The organism is Cytobacillus sp. FSL M8-0252, from assembly GCF_038007345.1.
Lineage (GTDB): Bacteria > Bacillota > Bacilli > Bacillales > Cytobacillaceae > Cytobacillus > Cytobacillus kochii.
Map to the genome: position 1 here is coordinate 2,631,901 of NZ_JBBOWZ010000001.1, position 18,998 is coordinate 2,650,898.

Sequence of the window (18,998 nt, forward strand, 5' to 3'; positions counted from 1 at the left end):
ACGTATAGTTTGAAGGAGGAATACTAATGGCCGATCATCAATTTCATTTAAAAGCACACTTTCCAGGATTACGAAATAGCGTCGGAACAATCGAAAGTGGACAACTGCGTACAAAAGTATCTATTCCACCTGAAATGAACGGTCCAGGAGTAGGGACTAACCCAGATGAAATGCTTCTAGGTGCTGCTGCCACTTGTTATATCATTACCTTAGCTGCCATGATGGAAAGAAGTAAAGTAGAGAAAAATGATTTATCGATGGAATCAACTGCAATTGTTAACGAAACGAATGGCGTCTTAACTTACAAGAAAATCATTCATAAACCAACCATCGTACTTACTAACCGTGATAATGAACGTGACAGAGATCTTGCTCTGAAATTGGCTAAAAAAGCAGAAGCATCCTGCATGATTTCGCGCGCCATACAAGGCAATGTAGATATTGAACTAGAAGTAACCATTAAATAAAAGTATCGTTTTCAATCCACGTCTCTTACAGGTTTTCCCTAGAGGCGTGAGGATTTAATAAAACGACGCCAACCACCTCTCCGTGATCTCTACAAATCTTTTGGCTGCTGGTGACAGATTAAACTTCATCGCTAATCCTAATATGCGATAGCTTTCTTCCTTTAATGGCATTACCACACAATTTTTAGGAATGGTTTCTAATAATAATTCTGGCAATATGCTTACACCAAAATTATGAGCAACCATTGACTTAATTGAATCTTCCGCCATTAATTCAAAGCGAATATTTGGTTGGATCTCCGCTTTAGCAAATAAATCTTTTACTTCATGGTACCCCCCATATGTCGGCATGATAAAAGGAATATCCTTTAACTCTTGTACGCTTATCTCACTTCTTGTTGAAAAAGGATGATCTGTTGACACAATACAACGCAAACGGTCCTTTTTTAACGGAATAACATCAAAATGACTGGAGCTATCGACATTAATAAAGCCACAGTCTAATTTTCCATTAAGAATCCAACGGTCAATCGCTTCATAATCTCCTTCAATTAATTCAATACGGATATAAGGATAACTTTGCTCCATTGATTTAATGATTTCGGGTAACCAAGTAGATGAAACACTCGTAAATGTACCTACTTTTACTGTTCCTTTCATCAAACCCGTTATTTTTGCTGCCTCTTGTTGTACTTGTTCGTCATAGTGTAACACCTTACGAATACTTACAAGCATGCTTCTTCCTTCATTCGTCAATGTTAGCCCACCTCTTGAACGATGAAAAAGCGTGAAACCTAATTCTTTTTCTAAATTAGCCATCGCATGACTGACTGCAGATTGTGTCATCCCTAGTACTTCTGCTGCTTTCGTAAAACTTTGAAGCTCAGAAACCTTGCTATAAATCTCATATTTAACTAAACTCATCTCGCTACTCCTTTTCATGAAATTATTTCATATAAACAATGAAAAAGATTCGTTTTATTAATGTTAATAGATTCATTATAATACATGTAGAAAATCATGAGAATGGAGAAATGGTTATGAGTATGCACACGAAAGCAACGATTCTTTTAGTGGTGGTGAATTTTTTCTGGGGATTATCTTATATTTTTATGAAGATGGGAATCGCGTCGATTGAACCATTTAACCTTGTCGCATTAAGATGTTTAATTGCCTTTGTAATTGCCGCTACCTTTTTTTATCGTTCTTTACGGCATGTAAATATGGAACTTTTATTTTACAGTTTTCTATTAGGCTTCTTATTATTACTTGTATTCTCTTTAGTTACTGTTGGCTTGACGATGACAGATGCTTCTAATGCCGGATTTTTATTAAGTATGACGGTCATATTCGTTCCGGTGATCCAAAGTATTCTGCAAAGAAAGTTACCAATCGTGCCAGTTAGAATTGGCATCATCATTACATTTGTTGGTATTATCATCATGACAATTACACAATCATTATCATTCAATTACGGCGATATTTTATGTATGCTTTCCGCTCTCGCATACGCTATTCAAATTCTGATTATTGGAAGAGTCACTAAGGATCATGAACCCATTACAGTTGGTATCATGCAACTCGGCTTTGCTGGTATACTCGCTCTTGTTTTAAGTAGCTTTTTTGAATCACCAATCCTCCCCCAAAACACAGTTGCTTGGATGAGTATACTTGGACTAGCGATCCTATGTAGTGCCTTTGGCTTTATTTCCCAAGCTGTGGCACAAAAACATACATCACCAACACAAACGAGTTTAATGTTTTCGCTAGAACCTCTCTTCGCTGCCGGTCTAGCTGTTATTATTCTTGGTGAAGCATTTACCATTCGAGATATCATAGGTGCTTTTTTAATTATTTGTGGTGTGATTGTTGCGACATTAGGGAGCTATCGAGTGCCTGTTAAGGTAAAAACTGAGCAAACAATGGAACAAAAAACAGAAAAAATTCTACTTTAGTACAGCCATTAACTTAATATGGAAAGGAGGAAGTTTATGTTATCACTTCGTAGAGTCTTAAAATTACGTGATTTAGAAATCTTTCATGTATGGAAGCAAGAACATTTCTTATCTTATGTAATCATTGAAGATACTAGAAACCATTTACAAATGATGATAAAAAACAAGAGCCGCTATGTTATATGGAAGATGAAGATATTGATGAGATACTAAATGTTTTCAGAATTTCTATTATTAATGATGAAAAGTTAAACGAAGTGGATTCGGAAACACTACGAATATATTTTTCGGACTTCGTTAACAATACTCACTTAACAAATTTTATTATGAAGGAATATATTCAAGAAGATTTGTATGAGAACGAAGACGATATAAAATCCTTTAATAAAATCCTACAAAGTAATGGTTCAAATTATATAATAGAAGAATTTGATGAAAAAAATTGGATTTATTTATCACAAGACTAAGGTTTCTTAAAAAAATAGAGCCGTTCACTTTGTTCAGAACGACTCTACTTTTTTAATTTTTTTAAAATGATTCTATATCAATAACCTTTTTTCATCAAATACACACATAATAAAAGTGAAAGAACGATAAAACTAATTAACGCCATAAAACCGCCTGTAAAAGAGCCTGTTGTTGTACTGAAAAAGCCAACAACCATTGGCCCAGCAGCTGCTACTAAATAAGATACACATCCGAATGTACCGCTTATTCTCCCCATCACTTGGGATGAAGCGACTTCATGGAGCATCGTCATGGTTATCGGTGCTGGCATGTATAATACACTTAATAGAATAATTGTAAGTAGAATAACGATTGTAGTATTCGTAGTGTATAAGAAGCCTACGAAGCAGCCTATGATGATGACACTTGCTACGGCGACAAATATAGCCCGTTTCATCCATCTATCAGAAAGATAGCCACATACTAATTGAACGATGATGGCAAGAGCATAACCCGCTGCATTAATCATAGCTGAATTAACAAAATCAATCCCCTTTGCTTCTGTTAAATAGCTTGGCAAAAATGTAGAAAATCCAAAAAAACCGATTGAGACGCAAGCATATACTGTTGTTAATATCCAGAACAGAGGACTAGTTAAAACAGATTTAACACTTCCTGTATCGATGTTAGCAGTCTTTTTCACTCCTTGTCCCTTTTCTATATAGTTCACTTCTGCAGCATTAGTTGCATAATGTTCAGATGGTTTGTTTCTAATCATAAAAATAAATATGGCCAAACAAATAAAAGAAATAATCGCTAGTGCGAAATAACTTTCTCTCCATCCAAAAGAGGCGGCAATTAATGCGATCGCTGGAATACCAATAACTGGTCCGATTGCATTCCCTGTAAACCAAAAAGACTGAGCTTTCCCTTGTTCTTGTTGCGGAAACCACTTAGCAGTTAAGGTAAGTGCAATGGGGTATAAAACACCTTCACCTACCCCTAGTAATGCTCTTGACCATAATAATGCCGTAACCGATGTAGCTACTCCACCGATAATCATCGCTATACCCCAAATGGCTATACCAATCATTCCACTCTTAAATGCGCCGATACGGTCGACTACAAATCCCCAGAAAAACTGCCCTAATGCGTATGTAATTAAAAAGACAGAACTTAATGTTCCCTTGATCACATTATCACTAATAGCTAAATCTTGTAAAAACTGTCTTTCTGCAAATAGTATATTAATATTAGATTTATCGATCATTGAAACCGTGAACAGTAGCATTAATGGTAGTGAAATATAAATCCACCTAGCATTTGTTGCCTTTGTCATGTTTTCTTCGTGTAGTACATTTGCCTTTTGCATAGTTGAATCACTCCTTGTGAAAATTGGCATGTTAGTAGAAGAGTGATATAATAAATACACTCTTATTGATGGCTTTCCTAGTAATCTTTAAGATAGAACAGGTATCTTGCAATCAAAGGGATTTCCCACAAAATCCTTTGGAAGATACCTGTTTTTTTCCTTTAATTTGTTTGTAGTGTTTGAAAAGATGCCTCTGCTTCCTTAATCCATGTTCTTAACTTATTTGGACTGATAGGTAAATCATTTGTTTTAATTTCTAATGGATGAAGTGCATCTACAATTGCATTTGCTATTGCAGCTGGTGGCGCGATGGCACCCCCCTCACCTACACCTTTTATCCCTAGGCGATTTCTTGTTGATTTGAATTCCTGGTGTGCTTTTGCCACCGTTGGTACTTCCATCGATGTTGGTAATAAATAATCCATATAAGTACCGGTAAGCAATTGCCCTGTTTGGTCATAGACGATTTCTTCGTAAAGAGCTGAACCAATTCCTTGTGCAATACCGCCTTGCACTTGACCATCAACAATCATCGGATTAATAACCGTACCACAATCATGTACAACACTATATTTCTGTAAATCTACAAAACCTGTTTCTTTATCAACCTCCACTTGTGCCATATGAATCGAAGCAGCAAATGTAACGGTTGGAGGGGCAAAATAATGTGTTACTTCTAAGCTTGCTTCCATGCCTTCTGGTAAATTCCCTAATTTAGCAGGCAGCGCCGCTCGCCCCACATCTTGATAGGTGACAAACTTTTCAGGAGAAGTCTCTGCATATATTTTCCCTTCATCAATGACTAAATCTTCATCCGTTTTTAGCAAATGTGCAGCGATTTTTAACACTTTCTCTCTCATTTTTAATGCTGCCTCATAAATAGCTGAACCTGCATTTACTGCGCTTCGGCTTGCGTAAGTTCCTTGACCCATTGGCAACACAGTTGTTTCGCCAACTCGAACAGTAATATTTTGCGGATTTACACCCAATCCGTCTGCTGCAATTTGTGAAAATACTGTTTCATGCCCTTGTCCTTGAGGGGTACAGCCTAAATAAGCTGTTACATGACCAGAAGGGTCAATAGAGATATGTGCCCCTTCATAAGGTCCTGCGCCCGTACCTTCTACGTAAGAAGAGATGCCGATACCAACTAGCTTACCTTCTTTCTTCTTCTCTTCTTGTTCTTTTCTAAAAGCATCATAGTCAACTAAATCAACTGCCTTGCGTAATGCATCAGGATAATCGCCACTATCATAAATAAGCTGATGGCCATCTTTTACAAGAATTCCTTGATCATAAGGCATGTCTTCAGCTTGGATCATATTTTTCTTCATAATTTCGATTGGATCTACTTTTAATTTTCTTGCGACGATGTCGATAATTCGATCCATTACAAAGACTACTTCAGGTCTACCTGCTCCCCTAAATGGCACATTAGGTGTTTTGTTCGTTAAGATGACTTCACATTCACTATCATAATTAGGGATTTTATAAGCCCCTCTTAAATGATAAGCACTATTATAAGCACAAGTTAAGGCGAAGAAATTAACAGCACCACTATCAATCACAAAAAAATCCTTAATTGCCGTAATCGTTCCATCCTGTTTAAATGAAACTTTCACATCATGGATTTGATCCCTCGATTGCCTTGCACTTGTTAAATGCTCCATTCGGTCCTCTACCCATTTTATCGGCCTCTGCAATTTTTTAGCCAAGTAAGGAATAACAATTTCTTCTGGGTGAACTCCACCTTTTGGTCCAAATCCGCCTCCAACATCAGGTGCTGTAACACGAATACTTAGATCGGGTAATGACAAACAATGTGCTAAAGTAGATCTGATTTCATAAGGCATTTGCGAAGAAGACCAAACTCTCAGCTCTTGATTTCTTGTATCAAATTTCGCCACTACTCCTCTTGTTTCTAACGGATTTGATCCGAGTCGGGGGGTGCGAATTTTTTCATTCATTATATAGTCCGCCTCGGCAAATGCTTGCTCAACATTACCTGTTGTCACATGAAAATGGGACTGAATATTATTTTCTAAATGTTCTTGTATAAGAATTGCATCCTCTTTTCGCGCCTCATATGGGTCAACAAGGGGTTGTAGCGGCTCATAAGTTACTTCAACTAGATCAGCTGCATCTTCGGCGATGTAACGGGTTTTCGCCACAACAATTGCTACAGATTGGCCAACATATGTAACTTTCTTCTTAGCTAAAATATCTTCATAGTTAAAGTTGATTGTTGGCGATATAGCCTCAACCAAATTGGGTGGTAAAAAACAATGTGATTCAAATTGCGTCAATGGTTTTAGGTCTTCAATATCATTTGCAGTAAATATCCCATAAACACCCTTTAATGCTTTTGCAGCCTCTATATTTATGTCCACAATCTTCGCATGTGCATGAGGGCTTCTTACAAATACTGCCTCTGCCATATTGGTTAAACTAATATCACCTACAAACATGCCCGTTCCAGTTAAAAGGCGATAATCTTCCTTTCTGTGCATGCTTTTTCCGATATATTTATGCATGTTTCTCCCTCCTTTTATACCGTTTGATGTGTAACTTGCTTTACTGCTTTAACAATATTCGCATAGCCTGTACAACGGCAAAGATTTCCTGAGATGGCTTCTCGAATTTCTTCTTCTGTCGGATTCGGATTTTCTTTCGTAAATTGCGTTAATGTCATTAAGAACCCTGGTGTGCAAAATCCACATTGGAGGGAATGGCAATCCGTAAATGCTTGTTGAAGAGGATTTAATTGTCCATCTTCACCAGCAAGCGATTCAACCGTTTCAATTGTAGCCCCATCTGCTTGAACAGCTAGCATTAAACAACCTCGAACCGCTTCACCGTTTAAAAGTATTGTACATGCCCCGCATACGCCATGCTCGCATCCGACATGTGTGCCTGTTAAAAATAATTCTTCTCTTAAGAAGTCTGTTAATAAGAGCCTAGGTTCTATATCTCTTTCCACTTTTTCACCATTTACATTTAAAGAAATATTTACTTTATCCAACCTTCTCTTCTCCTTCCCATGCTCTTGCTATTGCTTCTTCTATTGCACGTTTTAATAGGGTACCAATAAGTTCCCTGCGATAATCAGCACTTCCGTGCAAATCTCCTTCTGGGTCCACACACTCACTCGTTAATTCAGCTATTTCTTTTAATAAAGCTTCTGTCACTTCTTTTCCTATTAATAATTCCTCAGCTTCTTCTATTATAAGAGGAACTGGATTGACACCACCTACAGCTAGTTGTGCCTTTTGAATAAGTCCTTGGTTATCAAGTTCAATTACTGCTGCAGCAATTGCTAAGCCAAAATCTCCATGTCTCCTCGCCACTTCTACAAAAGAATGCCCCACTCTCTCTCCTTGTGTCATAATTGGAAAGCGGATTTCTTTCACTAATTGATTTGTTTGTAATGACGTCAGGAGATAAGTGAGAAAAAAATCTTCAGGACCGACAACTTCCTCTTCATCCACTGAAGCAATCACAATCTCACCTCTTAATGTTGTCAATACACACGGTAGTTCTGCCGAAGGATCACCGTGAGCTACACTGCCACCAATTGTCCCACGATTGCGAATTTGTTTATGACCTACCCACTTAATTGCATCAATAAGCAACGGACATTTTTCTTTAATTAATAGTGAATTTTCCACTTCCACATGCCTTGTCAGTGCACCAATGGCAATATATCCATCCTCTTCACGAATATAATTTAACTCCTTTATTCCGCTCACATCGATTAAAAACTCAGGGGTAGATAGCCTCATATTCAGTACAGGTATTAAACTCTGTCCCCCAGAAATGATTTTACAATCATCTCCGTATTCTTCTAGATAGGTTAATGCCTCATTAACACTTGACGGTTTTAAATATTTAAATTTTGATGGTTTCATGCTTGTGCCACCCTTTCGTTACGCCTTTTGTAAAGTGATTTGTTTCTCAACATCTTTAAAAAAGTTTCCAGCAATAAATTTCGCCACACCGCTCATTACTCTGCTTCCTACACCAGCAATCATGCCGCCAACTTCAGCATCACATTCCCATTTCACTTCACATTTTTCTTCATCAATTGCAGTAATATAGCAATCCATTTTTGCTTTAACAAATCCTGGTTTCCCACTCCCTTCTGCTATTAATTGATAGTGTACAGGTGCTTCGATATCTTCAAGTTTTACATTCCCTTTGTAATCCCCTTTAACTGAAGCGATGCCCAATTTCATTTCAACATCATAGGTTCCGTCCTCTTTTAACAGTAGGCTTTTGCATCCTGGAATAGCTTTTTCTAATATTTGAGGGTTATGAAGTGCATCCCAAACATCTTTATTATTTTTTTTCATTTTCACTTGACCTGATAAGATCATTATTTTCTCCCCTTTACACTTTTTGAATTGTGCTAATAGTAATAATATTAATTTTTTCAAAAAATTTTGTCAATAAAATACGGATGTTTTTGTTTTGTTAACTAAATAACGTTTATTATATAAAACATAAATGTGTAAATAAGTTTGTTTTAGATAAAGAAATCTATTTTTTGTTTTGAATGTAAAACTACAATTTTATTTTAGCTTTTCATACTCTTTTATTGTGTCTATATCTAATAGAATACCGCGATCATTCACTGCTATTTCTTCCTTATATGGGATGGTCTGAATAAAGTTCTTTCCACTTTGTTGTTGAATCGATTGAATCATTGTATTATTGATGTTTGCAAAATAAACAGGATGGCCAGGCGTTTGATCATATGATGGCCTTATAGATATTGGATGATTTTTATCTCTCGCTAACTGCTGCCCTCTTTGAATAATCATTTCACTTGTTTCCTTTTCTATAAAGGGGGTGTCTCCTAAAAATACGAGTGCATCTTCCTTTGGAAAGGCAACTTGGGTAAGTCCTTTGTACAGTGAAGACGATTGACCATTGGCATAATCCGAATTATAAGCCCAAGAAAAGGAAGGGTCGTTTATCTTTATTTCTTCCATAATGGTAACTGCATCATGACCAATAACAGCTATCACTTCTTTACAATGTAACTTTAATACTTGTTCAATGACATAATGAAGCATAGTTACCCCTTTAAACGGCAGCAACTGCTTCGAGCGCCCCATTCGCGTAGATAATCCTGCTGCGAGAATAATTGCTTTTATTGGACGTTTATGATGATTGGTGGATAAATTCCGCACCTTGTAGAAAGCCTCCTTTATGTCTTGTTCTAACTGCAATCACTTCAGCAACAATACTAATAGCAATCTCCTCAGAGGATACGGCTCCAATATCAAGTCCAATTGGACTATGCATTCTTTGTAAGTCTGTATACGTGAAGTGACAACCTTCCAAATAAAGCTGCTCGAGGATTTTGATACGTCGTGATTTCGGCCCTAAGACGCCTATATAAGGAGCCAGTGAAGATAAGGCAAATTTTAATGTCTGCTTATCTTTCTCAACATGATGATTCATAACGACAATATATGTACGATTTGTTACACGAATACAACCTGAGAAATCCTCTGGTCTAGCTATTATTCTTTCGGCATGAGGAAACCTTTCTTCATTGTTATAAAGGCTTCTTTGATCAATGACAACCGTTTTCATCCCGCATTCTGCTGCATATTTAACAACTGGTATCGCATCATGTCCTGCACCAAACACCATCAAAGTAGGTGATGGAACAAATACATCGAAGAATATGTCTACATCTAATTCATTCTCATCTTGTATCATTAAACTTTCTGATTGCGGGTTGGATTGCCCTAACTTTTCTTTAGCAATGGATAAAGCAGCCAATTCCAATGCTTGATCATAGAAAGATCCAATTGGGGGTTGATTTTCTAGATAGCAAATCCGATAATTTTTTTGTGACAAGCTAGCTTCTGTAATGGTCATTAAAACAGCAGCTTGTTGTTGGTCAATGGCATCTAGCCAAGCATCAAAAGGAGGCAATTTCTTTTGCACATTCATCCACCTCCTCAATATTCTGTATTGTATACATTAATGGTTCAATATAGATATGAACCGTTCCTGGACAGCCAAGACCTAACCCCCATACCTCGTCTTCATCTAATTGATACGTTTTAATTATTGGGGTTTTTGTCTCTATTACTTCCTTGGCTATTTCTGCTACATCTGCTTCTAAACAGCCCCCCGATATTAATCCGACAGTAACTCCATCCTCATCGATTAGCATTTTTGCCCCTTCTTTTCGATAAGCCGATCCTTTTACTTTAATAACTGTTGCTAGCGCACAAGGAAGCTTCTTAGCTTTTAGTTTTTGTATTGCCCTCATCACTTCCAGCTGTTCATTTGTCATCGACATCACCCTCCAATGCGTATATATTTAATAGTAAAGATGAAAATTGGAATGTTTTACCTATAAAACAAAGTTTCCGATATAGAATAATATAATCGTTACTTCTTGACTATGTCAATTAAATTTTTAGAAAATTTACAATAGATTACTATTTGAAATTTTTGACTTTTTATTATAGAGGTATTCATTTGAAAAATCCTACATTATCCAATTATTGGCTTTCTCCTCACTCCCCTGAATGGTATAGGCAAATAAGCAAGAACGGGAATGCATACATTTATCCATGGCAATCTACAATTGATTCACCTATTGCAGAGAATATCTTTGATCAACTCGTCTGCTTACATACAAAAGATAAAGTTGCCCTTGATTTTGGCTGCGGTGAAGGAAGATTCACAAAAAAATATGCTTTATATGCCAAGCAAATGATTGGTGCCGATTCTTCTACGCAATTTATTCAGAACGCAATGAAGACAAAGCCCGATAATACATCCTTTATTGTTGCTAATTCAAAACATGTACTTCCTTTTAAACGAGCATTCTTTGATATTGCTATTATCCGTAAAGGGCCTACTTCCATTTATCATCATTTACCTCTTTATGTAAAAGAAGGAGGGCTCATTTTAGGGTTGCACCCTGGTGAAAATGAAGGAAAAGAGTTATCAAACTGGTTTCCTAAACTTTTTCCAAACAACCAACATAACATACCCATTCAACAACATCTCACAAAGATCTTTACAAAGGCTCCTTTCAGGAAATTTGAAATTCACCCGTATCATACGATTGAGTATTTACATTCACCCCTTGATCTCATCCACTATCGTTGCTTTGGACAAAAAAAAGAAATCTATGAATTAGTTAGCTCCGACATACGAGAGATCACTAACATTTTCAAGAAACATCAAACAGTTAAAGGATTACCTATCACCTATGAACGATATATAACAATAGTACACGTGTAAATCCCTTACAATTCTATGGATTAAAGTCATTATTAGAGTAAATATTGGCCACCCTGCAAGTAGGTAGACCCAGTTTTTATTCTCTAAGGGATAAAAGTATGATTCTTAGGTATGTGTTACTTATAACTCTAGCATGTCTTTTATTTTCATCTTTTTTTGCGGTGGTCATAATTGCTGGATTCTTCTAAAGACAAGATTGGTAACCTTATATAACACGATGAGTGATCTTTGATGGAATATAAGATAATAAAAGACTAATCAGTACTTGTTTATACAGCAAGGTACTGATTAGTCTTCTTCTTTAAATATTTCACGTAAATATCTCTCTCTATTTTCCAAGAAGTATTTCGTTATTTGGTAATGATCTGTTTCTTCATACGTTGTTTCCGCAATGCTACCTTCATCGAAATTTAAAATTGTTGCTCCTGGAAAGCCAAGTAGTATCGGAGAATGGGTGGCAATAATTAATTGGCTTTCTTCTGCTGAGACAATATCATGCATGATTCTAAGAAAAGCAAGCTGCCTTGCAGGCGATAATGCCGCTTCAGGTTCATCTAACAAATAAATACCCTCTCCATCAAAACGATTCAGAAAGAGTGATAGAAACGATTCTCCATGTGATTGTGCATGTAATGACTTGCCACCATAACCACTATATCCTGTTGGGCATTCCCGTTCTAATTCATCAATATGTGAAGAAAACTGATAAAAAGATTCGGCTCTTAAGAAAAAGCCATTTGTTAACTTCGGCATCCAAGAAAGCCTAATGTGGGCAGCTAAGGAAGATTCGGAGGCATGTAATTCATAACTATTACTTCTACTCCCTCCAGCCACATTAAAACCGCATTGATGGGCAATGGCTTCTAATAAGGTTGACTTGCCAGAACCATTATCACCTACAAAGAATGTTACAGGTGACTTAAATTGAATTTCATCCATTGATGCAATCGTGGGAATGGATAAAGGATAGGTATTTTCATGACTACTACTTATTTTCTTTATTCTTCTTAGCAAGGTCTCTCCTCCTGTTTTTAGGATGTCTCACCTAAGCATTTACTAAAAATATGCCATTGTCTATGGTATGATAAACATATCTTTCCAGAATCGAAATTTCTCATAAGAAAAAGAAGGTCTGCACATGAACAAAAGCTATTCACTATTGCTAGCAGTTATTATTGCCGTAGCAGGTGGGGGCATCTTCACCCTACTTCATATCCCTGTAAGCTGGCTATTAGGATCCATAACAAGTATTATGCTTTATTCTATAATATCAAAGAAGACGTTATACTGGCCAAAATCTTTTAGAAACATTGGGATCTTTATAATTGGATACAGTATGGGCCTTTCATTAACAAAAGAAGCGATGGTGTTCATCTTGCACCAACTACCCTCCATGTTATTTTTAACAGTACTTATTATTGGGTTCAGTTTAATCACTTCATTCTTCATAGCAAAATTAACCGGTATCCATTATCCATCGATATTGCTTGGTAGTATTCCTGGCGGTTTGTCACAAATGCTCGTATTAGCTGAAGAAACAAAAGAAATGAATGTGACTGTTGTTACTTTCTTACAAGTAGTAAGATTAATACTTATAATCTTTTTTGTTCCTTTTCTCATATTTGGTCCGTTCTTCCATAATGGCGGTAATATTTTACCAACCTATGAACATACGGCTAGTTGGCAGCAGTTACTACCTGACATTATTCCATTTATGATTCTATCATTTATTTTAGCTATTATTTTTAAGAAATGGAACGCACCAACCCCATTTCTTCTCGGTCCTATTATTGCAACAAGCCTCATGACACTGCTTAATATCAATGGTCCTGAATTACCTAACAGCTTACTTGAGATTGCACAAGTTTTTATTGGTATTAACATTGGTCTCATGATGCATCCAGAAAAACTTGAAAACAAATGGAAATTATTAAGCTTAGGTGCATTGAGCAGCGCTTTATTAATTGTCATTTCGATGGTTCTCAGCTTTCTTCTTAGTCATTTTTATGGGTTTTCCCTTGCTACAAGCTTCTTAAGTTTATCACCTGGCGGAATGGATCAAATGGCTATTATTGCCCATGAAGTCGATGCACAGTTAGCTGTTGTAACCGGCTATCAACTCTTTCGGGTATTTTTCATCTTCTTTATTGTACCACCTTGTTTAAAATATCTATTTTTTCGATATAGGAAAGAAAAAGGGTAACCAGTTGGTGACCCTTTTTGCCTATCCCAAATGATCTACCCTCATCTCAGGACCATTTACCCATTCCTTCCTAAATCTGTTTTTTATCTACAAAATTCATTGTCAAAATAGTCAATTTCCTTATAAAGTGCCTACATTTGTGGAATAACGTCTTGTTTTGATATCTTTTGTCAGCAGGCAGGAAAAGACGGGCTACAATGCGGAATAGCTAATTATACGGAATTTATTATGTAGTTCGGAATCCCCTTCCGAAAGATGAAAAATTACACTATGATGAAAGGGAGTTATTCATGAATCAAATTATGCAAGCATATACCATTAATGAAGTATCTAAACAATTAAATATTCCGCCGGGAACACTAAGACAGTGGGAAAAAGATTTAAAGGATATATTAGTTATTCCCCGATCTAAAAATGGGGCAAGATATTATACAGATGAAGAAATTAGCTTACTAGACACCGTGAAAAAGATGCGTAATCAAAATTTAAGTCAAAAAATGATTCGCAGATTACTTAAGCAACATCTTGATTCAGAGTCAATAGCAGACCAACAAGAGAACCCCTTAGAAACATCATTGAATCCTATACTACATGAAGCAACAACTGAGCAAGATCATCATCCTCTCAATATCGAACAACTATCTATGGTCATGACACAATTCCAGGACCATTTATTACAAGAGATCAAGCAAGAATTAAAAACGAACTTTAAAAAAGAAGTTGTAGAAGAAATGAAAATGGAGCTTTCCAAAAATTCTCTTCATACTGTTAAAACCATTTCAGACTCCATCTATAAATCCAACGAGAAGACGAAAGCAGAAATTCAAGAAATGACTGACGAATGGAAGCATGCTTCAAAACAAAGCTCCGGAGCGCTCGAAACCTTGTCAAAAAGAGTTGCGAAACAGTCGAAGCGAACGACAGACCAGATGCACTATATCACGAACAAAATTACCGAATCCTCAGAAGCATCCTCTGAAGAGTTCAAAACAATGATTCATTATATTTCTAGCTCGCAAGAATTAACAGGTACAGAATTTAGCAATGAAATAAATGAATTAAAAGAGAGCATGAATGCAGATCGTGATATTTATGTCGAAACAATGAGAAAAGAACATGAAGAATATTTACATCGATTACGTGAGCGAGAAGACGCATTTCAAGATATGATGCTATCTTTCCGAGATGCCGCAGCGAGTAAGCAAGAAAAGAAATGGTGGCAAAAGTGGAAAAAATAAATTCGTAGGGGCGAGTATCCCCTCAATATAAAGGGGTTTTTATCAAATGAAAAATCAGCAAAAAGCGCATCATGTGGATGAATTATTAGTTACAATGGACAATGATCATCATCGTGTAGATTTTCGTCTAGATGAACTGGAATCGAAAATGGAGATGTTAAAAAGAAAACTTGAAAAATTTGAACACAAAATGCAAATGCTTAAAGACTAACACGCCTGATAATACCCTCTAAAAGAAGCTGGGACATATATATTCTAGCTAAAGATTTATCCGAATGAACAGGAGTATACAACTTCTAATCATTCGGTTTTTTTGTGTGTTTTATATCCTATATGAAAAGAGTAGTGGAATGGAGAGGACACTCGACTCCTGCGGAAAATAGAAGGAAAGCTGAGACCCGGCAGGCAATGCCGAGGACGCTCAAGCCCCTCACCGCGGAAAGCGAGGGTCTGTTTGTGCAATGGAACGGACTTGTTTTCATCTGATTTTTTATAGATCCTAATTTGTTATTGTTCGTTTTTGAGGTTAGGTCATTTAGTTATGTTCCAGCCCTTTTTTAGTTAATCTTCTTAAAAGCGGTCCCATTCCCCATTTATTCAGGGTATTATCTCTCCATTCAATGACTTCTCATACTATTAGAAGCCAAAACATTTATCCTTTAAAACAAAACTATATTTTCATAAACAGATTATGTTATTCTGTAAATAACAGGAAATACATCCTTGGTGGATAATTATGGATAAGTCGAATGAGTTGTTACCTATGTTTAACGAGACTATAATTTAGGCAATAAAGAGTAGTATCAAGGTTAGAAAGGAATTCTATTTTGAAAAAGATTAGTATATTTTTCTTAATATGTTTACTTATTTATATAAGTTGGCCGTCAATTCGTGAAGCTCTAGGGGATAAAACCAACGAACACTTGAAAGAAATTCAATCATCTATTGAAGAAAAAGATGTTCAAGGCTTTACAGAAGATGCTGTTACTGCTTTTAATCAAATGATTATCAATTTTGAACAATGGATCCAGCCTTCACCTAATGACTCTCCTCCGGCAGAAGATGAATCAATCGAGAAGCCCGCATTATCTGAACCTGATAGCCAAACAATCTCAGTCTATAATTTTGAAATCGGTGAGAAGAAAGCGGAAGTTGAGAATTCATTAGGATCCCCACAAAGAATTACAGCAAATGAATACGGTAGTAAATGGCATGCTTATCATGATAATTATCATCACTTCATCATGATTTCCTATGATGAAAATGAATTAATTAATGGCATCTATACGAATCAAGATTTAATTACTTCTAAAAACGGCTTTCAAATGAATATGACAAAAGAGGAAGTAACAGAAATATTTGGGGAACCGATTAGCGCGATTCGTAAAGGTATAACCAATTATCAATATGCAACCGATAGTAATTATGCACTTTATGAGGTCGATGATAGTTATTTAACCGTTTTCTATGATATTCATGAAAATAACCAAGTAACTGCCATTCAATTAATTGGTAAAGAGCTTGAACTTAATAAAGTTGGTTTCTATGGTGAAAAAAGTGCAGCTTTAAAGGAAGGTTTTGAATTCCAGTTATTTGATTTAACAAATGCTGAGAGAGTTAATTATCGTTTACCTACATTAACTTGGGATGATCCCGTGAGACAAACAGCTAGAGATCATAGTGCTGATATGGCTGTTAATAATTATTTCGGTCATGATAACTTAAAAGGTGAATCACCGTTTGACCGGATGAATGCGGATGATATTCTGTTTCGAACAGCTGGCGAAAACTTAGCCTATGGCCAATTTAGTAGTATTTTTGCCCATGAAGGCTTAATGAATTCTGCTGGACATAGGAAAAACATCCTTAAAGAAGATTACCAGCTTCTTGGTGTTGGGGTGGCATTTAATGATGATAACCAGCCTTATTTCACAGAAAATTTTTATACGAAAAGATAAGCATGCAGAACTGCTCTGACATGCTCTTTTTCATACTGCAAACCATTTAATATAACTATTCACACTTAAGACAAACGTTTAAATGAGCTTTGCTTTAATGATCATATCAGGTAACATTTTATAACCGAATCATTCATTTTAAAAGCAGATAATTTCATTCATGTAATAGAAGTTGCTACAATATGTACAGATACTAAAAAGAAAGTAGCTGAAAACGATGTCAACGATAAAATATTCTGTTTTAGATTTAGCACCAGTCCTTGAAGGTGGATCACCTAGTGAGTCATTAGCGAACTCGCGCGATTTAGCCAAACATGCAGAAAAATTAGGTTATACGAGATATTGGCTGGCCGAACACCATAATATGCCGGGCATTGCTAGTTCAGCCACATCTATTGTCATAAGTGATATTGCCCGCGCTACCAATACAATTAGAGTAGGATCTGGGGGCATTATGTTACCGAATCACTCTTCTTTAGTGATTGCTGAACAATTCGGTACACTCGAATCACTTTACCCAGGAAGAATTGATTTAGGCTTAGGTCGTGCGCCAGGTACTGACCAACTTACTGCGGCGGCATTAAGAAGGACTCGACGAACAGATGCCGAAGATTTCCCTCAACAAGTGGAAGAATTGAGAACTTACTTTGATCCTTCACGCTCGGAACAACCATTACCAGTTAGAGCGGTTCCAGGAGAAGGCTTGAATATTCCAATATGGTTACTCGGTTCAAGTGGGTATAGTGCGCAACTTGCGGGTCAGCTAGGTTTGCCTTTCTCTTTTGCTAGCCATTTTTCACCGGACAATACATTACCAGCAATTGATCTATACCACCGGAGCTTTAAACCATCTGATGTATTAAAAGAACCTTATGTAATGGTTGGTGTGAATATCATTGCAGGGGAATCAAACGAAGAAGGACAATACCTAGCAAGCTCTCTTTATCAATCTTTCTTAGGCATGATGCGTAATAAACGTGGAAAGATGTTGCCTCCTGTTGAGAATATGGACGAAGTTTGGACACCTATAGAGAAACAATTATTACAACAACAATTAGGTTCTTCCATTATTGGTGGTCCTGAGAAAGTGAAAGAAAAGCTTGAAATATTCCTTGGCGAAACTGGCGCAAATGAGATCATCGTCAATGCTCAAATCTATGACCATGATAAAAGAAAAGCATCTTATCAGCATGTGGCAAATGTAATGAAGGAAATAAACGCTTAAGAACTTTGAACATCGAAAGCAAACAAAACTACTTGAAATCTAGTTTGCATGTTTGCTTTCGAACCCATTGTTCTCTTTCATATGCGATCGTACTTAGAAGTCTGGGTTACATGGTTTTAGTTGTGGTACGGAGCACCCTTCCTCATCCATCATTTTGATTCACTTCCGATCTTCTTCCCTAGAAAGTGAATCAATTTTTGCTTCAGCTAAGCGGCGATAAAGATTGCTCATATGAACCAATGAGTTAATCATTAATACCTCTTTCATTTCATTGTTCGGTTGGGGGATTTTTTCATTATAATTTTGAGCAATCGATTTCTCCATCCAGTCAACATTTTCATTAAATTGTTCTTCATTCTCATTTATCATGTCAACATACATATCATAAACGTCTTCTATATTCACTCCTTCTTTTTGCACTTCCTCGTTCAGACTCTCTAACGTTGTTTTAATGTCCTGAATCGATAATATACCTTTCAGTTGATAAATAAGGCTCATCGTTAATATATGTTCTTTACTGTAACGCTTATTTTTAATGGGTGGTAATAGTTTTCCTTTGGCATAATTATTAATCATTGTTTTTGTTAAGATTTTCTCATCTTCATTTCGTTTATAAGAATGGTAGTTTTGTTCAAACAGTTGTATGACTTGATCCATATATAAAGCGATAGACGGAATGTCTTCCATGCGAATCGGCTTTCCTTGTCTGATTCTTTCTTGTTTTTCCATCATTTATCCCTCATTATTTTTCTTCCTATCATACATCCTATCAATAGAAATGTAAATGTTGACTATATATTATAGTTAGTAGTAATATTATATGTAGTATTAAAAACTACTTATAATATTATT

19 protein-coding genes and 1 pseudogene are annotated in these 18,998 nt (G+C 36.3%); 9 read left to right on the forward strand and 11 right to left on the reverse strand.

Annotated features, from left to right (window positions below; all coding sequences use genetic code 11):
- Nucleotides 1-26 precede the first annotated feature (26 nt).
- Complete coding sequence (locus MKX83_RS13330) at nt 27-467, forward strand: OsmC family protein (RefSeq protein WP_251161722.1); 441 nt, start codon at nt 27-29, stop codon at nt 465-467.
- Nucleotides 468-521: 54 nt separating this feature from the next.
- Here the strand turns inward: MKX83_RS13330 and MKX83_RS13335 are convergent, their stop codons facing one another.
- Entirely contained in the window at nt 522-1,391 is an 870-nt protein-coding gene (locus tag MKX83_RS13335) for a LysR family transcriptional regulator (protein WP_224938343.1), read from the reverse strand.
- A 116-nt stretch (nt 1,392-1,507) separates the two neighbouring features.
- Between MKX83_RS13335 and MKX83_RS13340 the strand changes: the two genes are divergently transcribed.
- Together MKX83_RS13340 and MKX83_RS13345 are read left to right on the forward strand one after the other, a co-directional pair.
- Nucleotides 1,508-2,422, forward strand: a complete 915-nt coding sequence (locus MKX83_RS13340; protein ID WP_341055784.1) for a DMT family transporter — start codon at nt 1,508-1,510, stop codon at nt 2,420-2,422.
- A 36-nt stretch (nt 2,423-2,458) separates the two neighbouring features.
- Nucleotides 2,459-2,889, forward strand: a pseudogene (locus tag MKX83_RS13345) (terpene synthase).
- 77 nt (nt 2,890-2,966) lie between these two features.
- On the opposite strand, the gene MKX83_RS13350 reads toward MKX83_RS13345, so the two are convergent.
- From MKX83_RS13350 to MKX83_RS13385, 8 genes are all read right to left on the reverse strand, one after another.
- A complete protein-coding gene (locus MKX83_RS13350) occupies nt 2,967-4,241 on the reverse strand; it encodes an MFS transporter (RefSeq protein ID WP_251161725.1) in 1,275 nt (424 codons plus the stop codon).
- Nucleotides 4,242-4,402: 161 nt separating this feature from the next.
- A complete protein-coding gene (locus MKX83_RS13355) occupies nt 4,403-6,775 on the reverse strand; it encodes a xanthine dehydrogenase family protein molybdopterin-binding subunit (protein WP_341055785.1) in 2,373 nt (790 codons plus the stop codon).
- A 14-nt stretch (nt 6,776-6,789) separates the two neighbouring features.
- Entirely contained in the window at nt 6,790-7,263 is a 474-nt protein-coding gene (locus MKX83_RS13360) for a (2Fe-2S)-binding protein (protein WP_095373088.1), read from the reverse strand.
- Nucleotides 7,256-8,149, reverse strand: coding sequence for an FAD binding domain-containing protein (locus MKX83_RS13365; protein WP_341055787.1), 894 nt, complete (start codon nt 8,147-8,149; stop codon nt 7,256-7,258). Before MKX83_RS13365 ends, MKX83_RS13360 begins: the two co-directional genes overlap by 8 nt.
- Nucleotides 8,150-8,167: 18 nt before the next feature.
- Nucleotides 8,168-8,617, reverse strand: a complete 450-nt coding sequence (locus MKX83_RS13370) for an SRPBCC family protein (RefSeq protein ID WP_095373086.1) — start codon at nt 8,615-8,617, stop codon at nt 8,168-8,170.
- Nucleotides 8,618-8,812: 195 nt separating this feature from the next.
- Nucleotides 8,813-9,436 (reverse strand): nucleotidyltransferase family protein, encoded by a 624-nt coding sequence (locus tag MKX83_RS13375; protein WP_095373085.1) that lies wholly within the window; start codon nt 9,434-9,436, stop codon nt 8,813-8,815.
- A complete protein-coding gene (locus MKX83_RS13380) occupies nt 9,408-10,205 on the reverse strand; it encodes an XdhC family protein (protein WP_322909451.1) in 798 nt (265 codons plus the stop codon). Before MKX83_RS13380 ends, MKX83_RS13375 begins: the two co-directional genes overlap by 29 nt.
- Nucleotides 10,180-10,560: an XdhC family protein gene (locus tag MKX83_RS13385; protein ID WP_307313562.1), complete on the reverse strand. Its 381-nt coding sequence runs from the start codon at nt 10,558-10,560 to the stop codon at nt 10,180-10,182. The genes MKX83_RS13380 and MKX83_RS13385 overlap by 26 nt, the downstream gene beginning before the upstream one ends.
- Before the next feature lie 188 nt (nt 10,561-10,748).
- Here MKX83_RS13385 and MKX83_RS13390 point away from each other — a divergent pair, with 188 nt between their 5' ends.
- Nucleotides 10,749-11,522: a class I SAM-dependent methyltransferase gene (locus tag MKX83_RS13390; RefSeq protein WP_341055789.1), complete on the forward strand. Its 774-nt coding sequence runs from the start codon at nt 10,749-10,751 to the stop codon at nt 11,520-11,522.
- A 288-nt stretch (nt 11,523-11,810) separates the two neighbouring features.
- Here MKX83_RS13390 and MKX83_RS13395 read toward each other — a convergent pair whose 3' ends face one another.
- On the reverse strand, nt 11,811-12,536 hold the full coding sequence (locus MKX83_RS13395) for an AAA family ATPase (protein WP_341055790.1): 726 nt from the start codon (nt 12,534-12,536) through the stop codon (nt 11,811-11,813).
- A gap of 124 nt (nt 12,537-12,660) precedes the next feature.
- Between MKX83_RS13395 and MKX83_RS13400 the strand changes: the two genes are divergently transcribed.
- The 5 genes from MKX83_RS13400 (at nt 12,661) to MKX83_RS13420 (ending at nt 18,146) form a co-directional block, all read left to right on the forward strand.
- Entirely contained in the window at nt 12,661-13,725 is a 1,065-nt protein-coding gene (locus tag MKX83_RS13400) for an AbrB family transcriptional regulator (RefSeq protein WP_095373081.1), read from the forward strand.
- Nucleotides 13,726-14,015: 290 nt separating this feature from the next.
- Nucleotides 14,016-14,963: a MerR family transcriptional regulator gene (locus tag MKX83_RS13405; protein ID WP_224938355.1), complete on the forward strand. Its 948-nt coding sequence runs from the start codon at nt 14,016-14,018 to the stop codon at nt 14,961-14,963.
- Between the two features lie 46 nt (nt 14,964-15,009).
- A complete protein-coding gene (locus MKX83_RS13410) occupies nt 15,010-15,174 on the forward strand; it encodes a hypothetical protein (RefSeq protein ID WP_224938356.1) in 165 nt (54 codons plus the stop codon).
- A 616-nt stretch (nt 15,175-15,790) separates the two neighbouring features.
- Nucleotides 15,791-16,921 (forward strand): CAP domain-containing protein, encoded by a 1,131-nt coding sequence (locus MKX83_RS13415; protein WP_341055794.1) that lies wholly within the window; start codon nt 15,791-15,793, stop codon nt 16,919-16,921.
- A 217-nt stretch (nt 16,922-17,138) separates the two neighbouring features.
- Nucleotides 17,139-18,146 carry an LLM class flavin-dependent oxidoreductase gene (locus tag MKX83_RS13420; RefSeq protein WP_095373080.1) on the forward strand — a complete coding sequence of 336 codons (1,008 nt, stop codon included), beginning with the start codon at nt 17,139-17,141 and terminating at the stop codon, nt 18,144-18,146.
- Between the two features lie 159 nt (nt 18,147-18,305).
- Here the strand turns inward: MKX83_RS13420 and MKX83_RS13425 are convergent, their stop codons facing one another.
- Entirely contained in the window at nt 18,306-18,875 is a 570-nt protein-coding gene (locus MKX83_RS13425) for a DUF1836 domain-containing protein (protein ID WP_341055799.1), read from the reverse strand.
- Nucleotides 18,876-18,998: the final 123 nt, after the last annotated feature.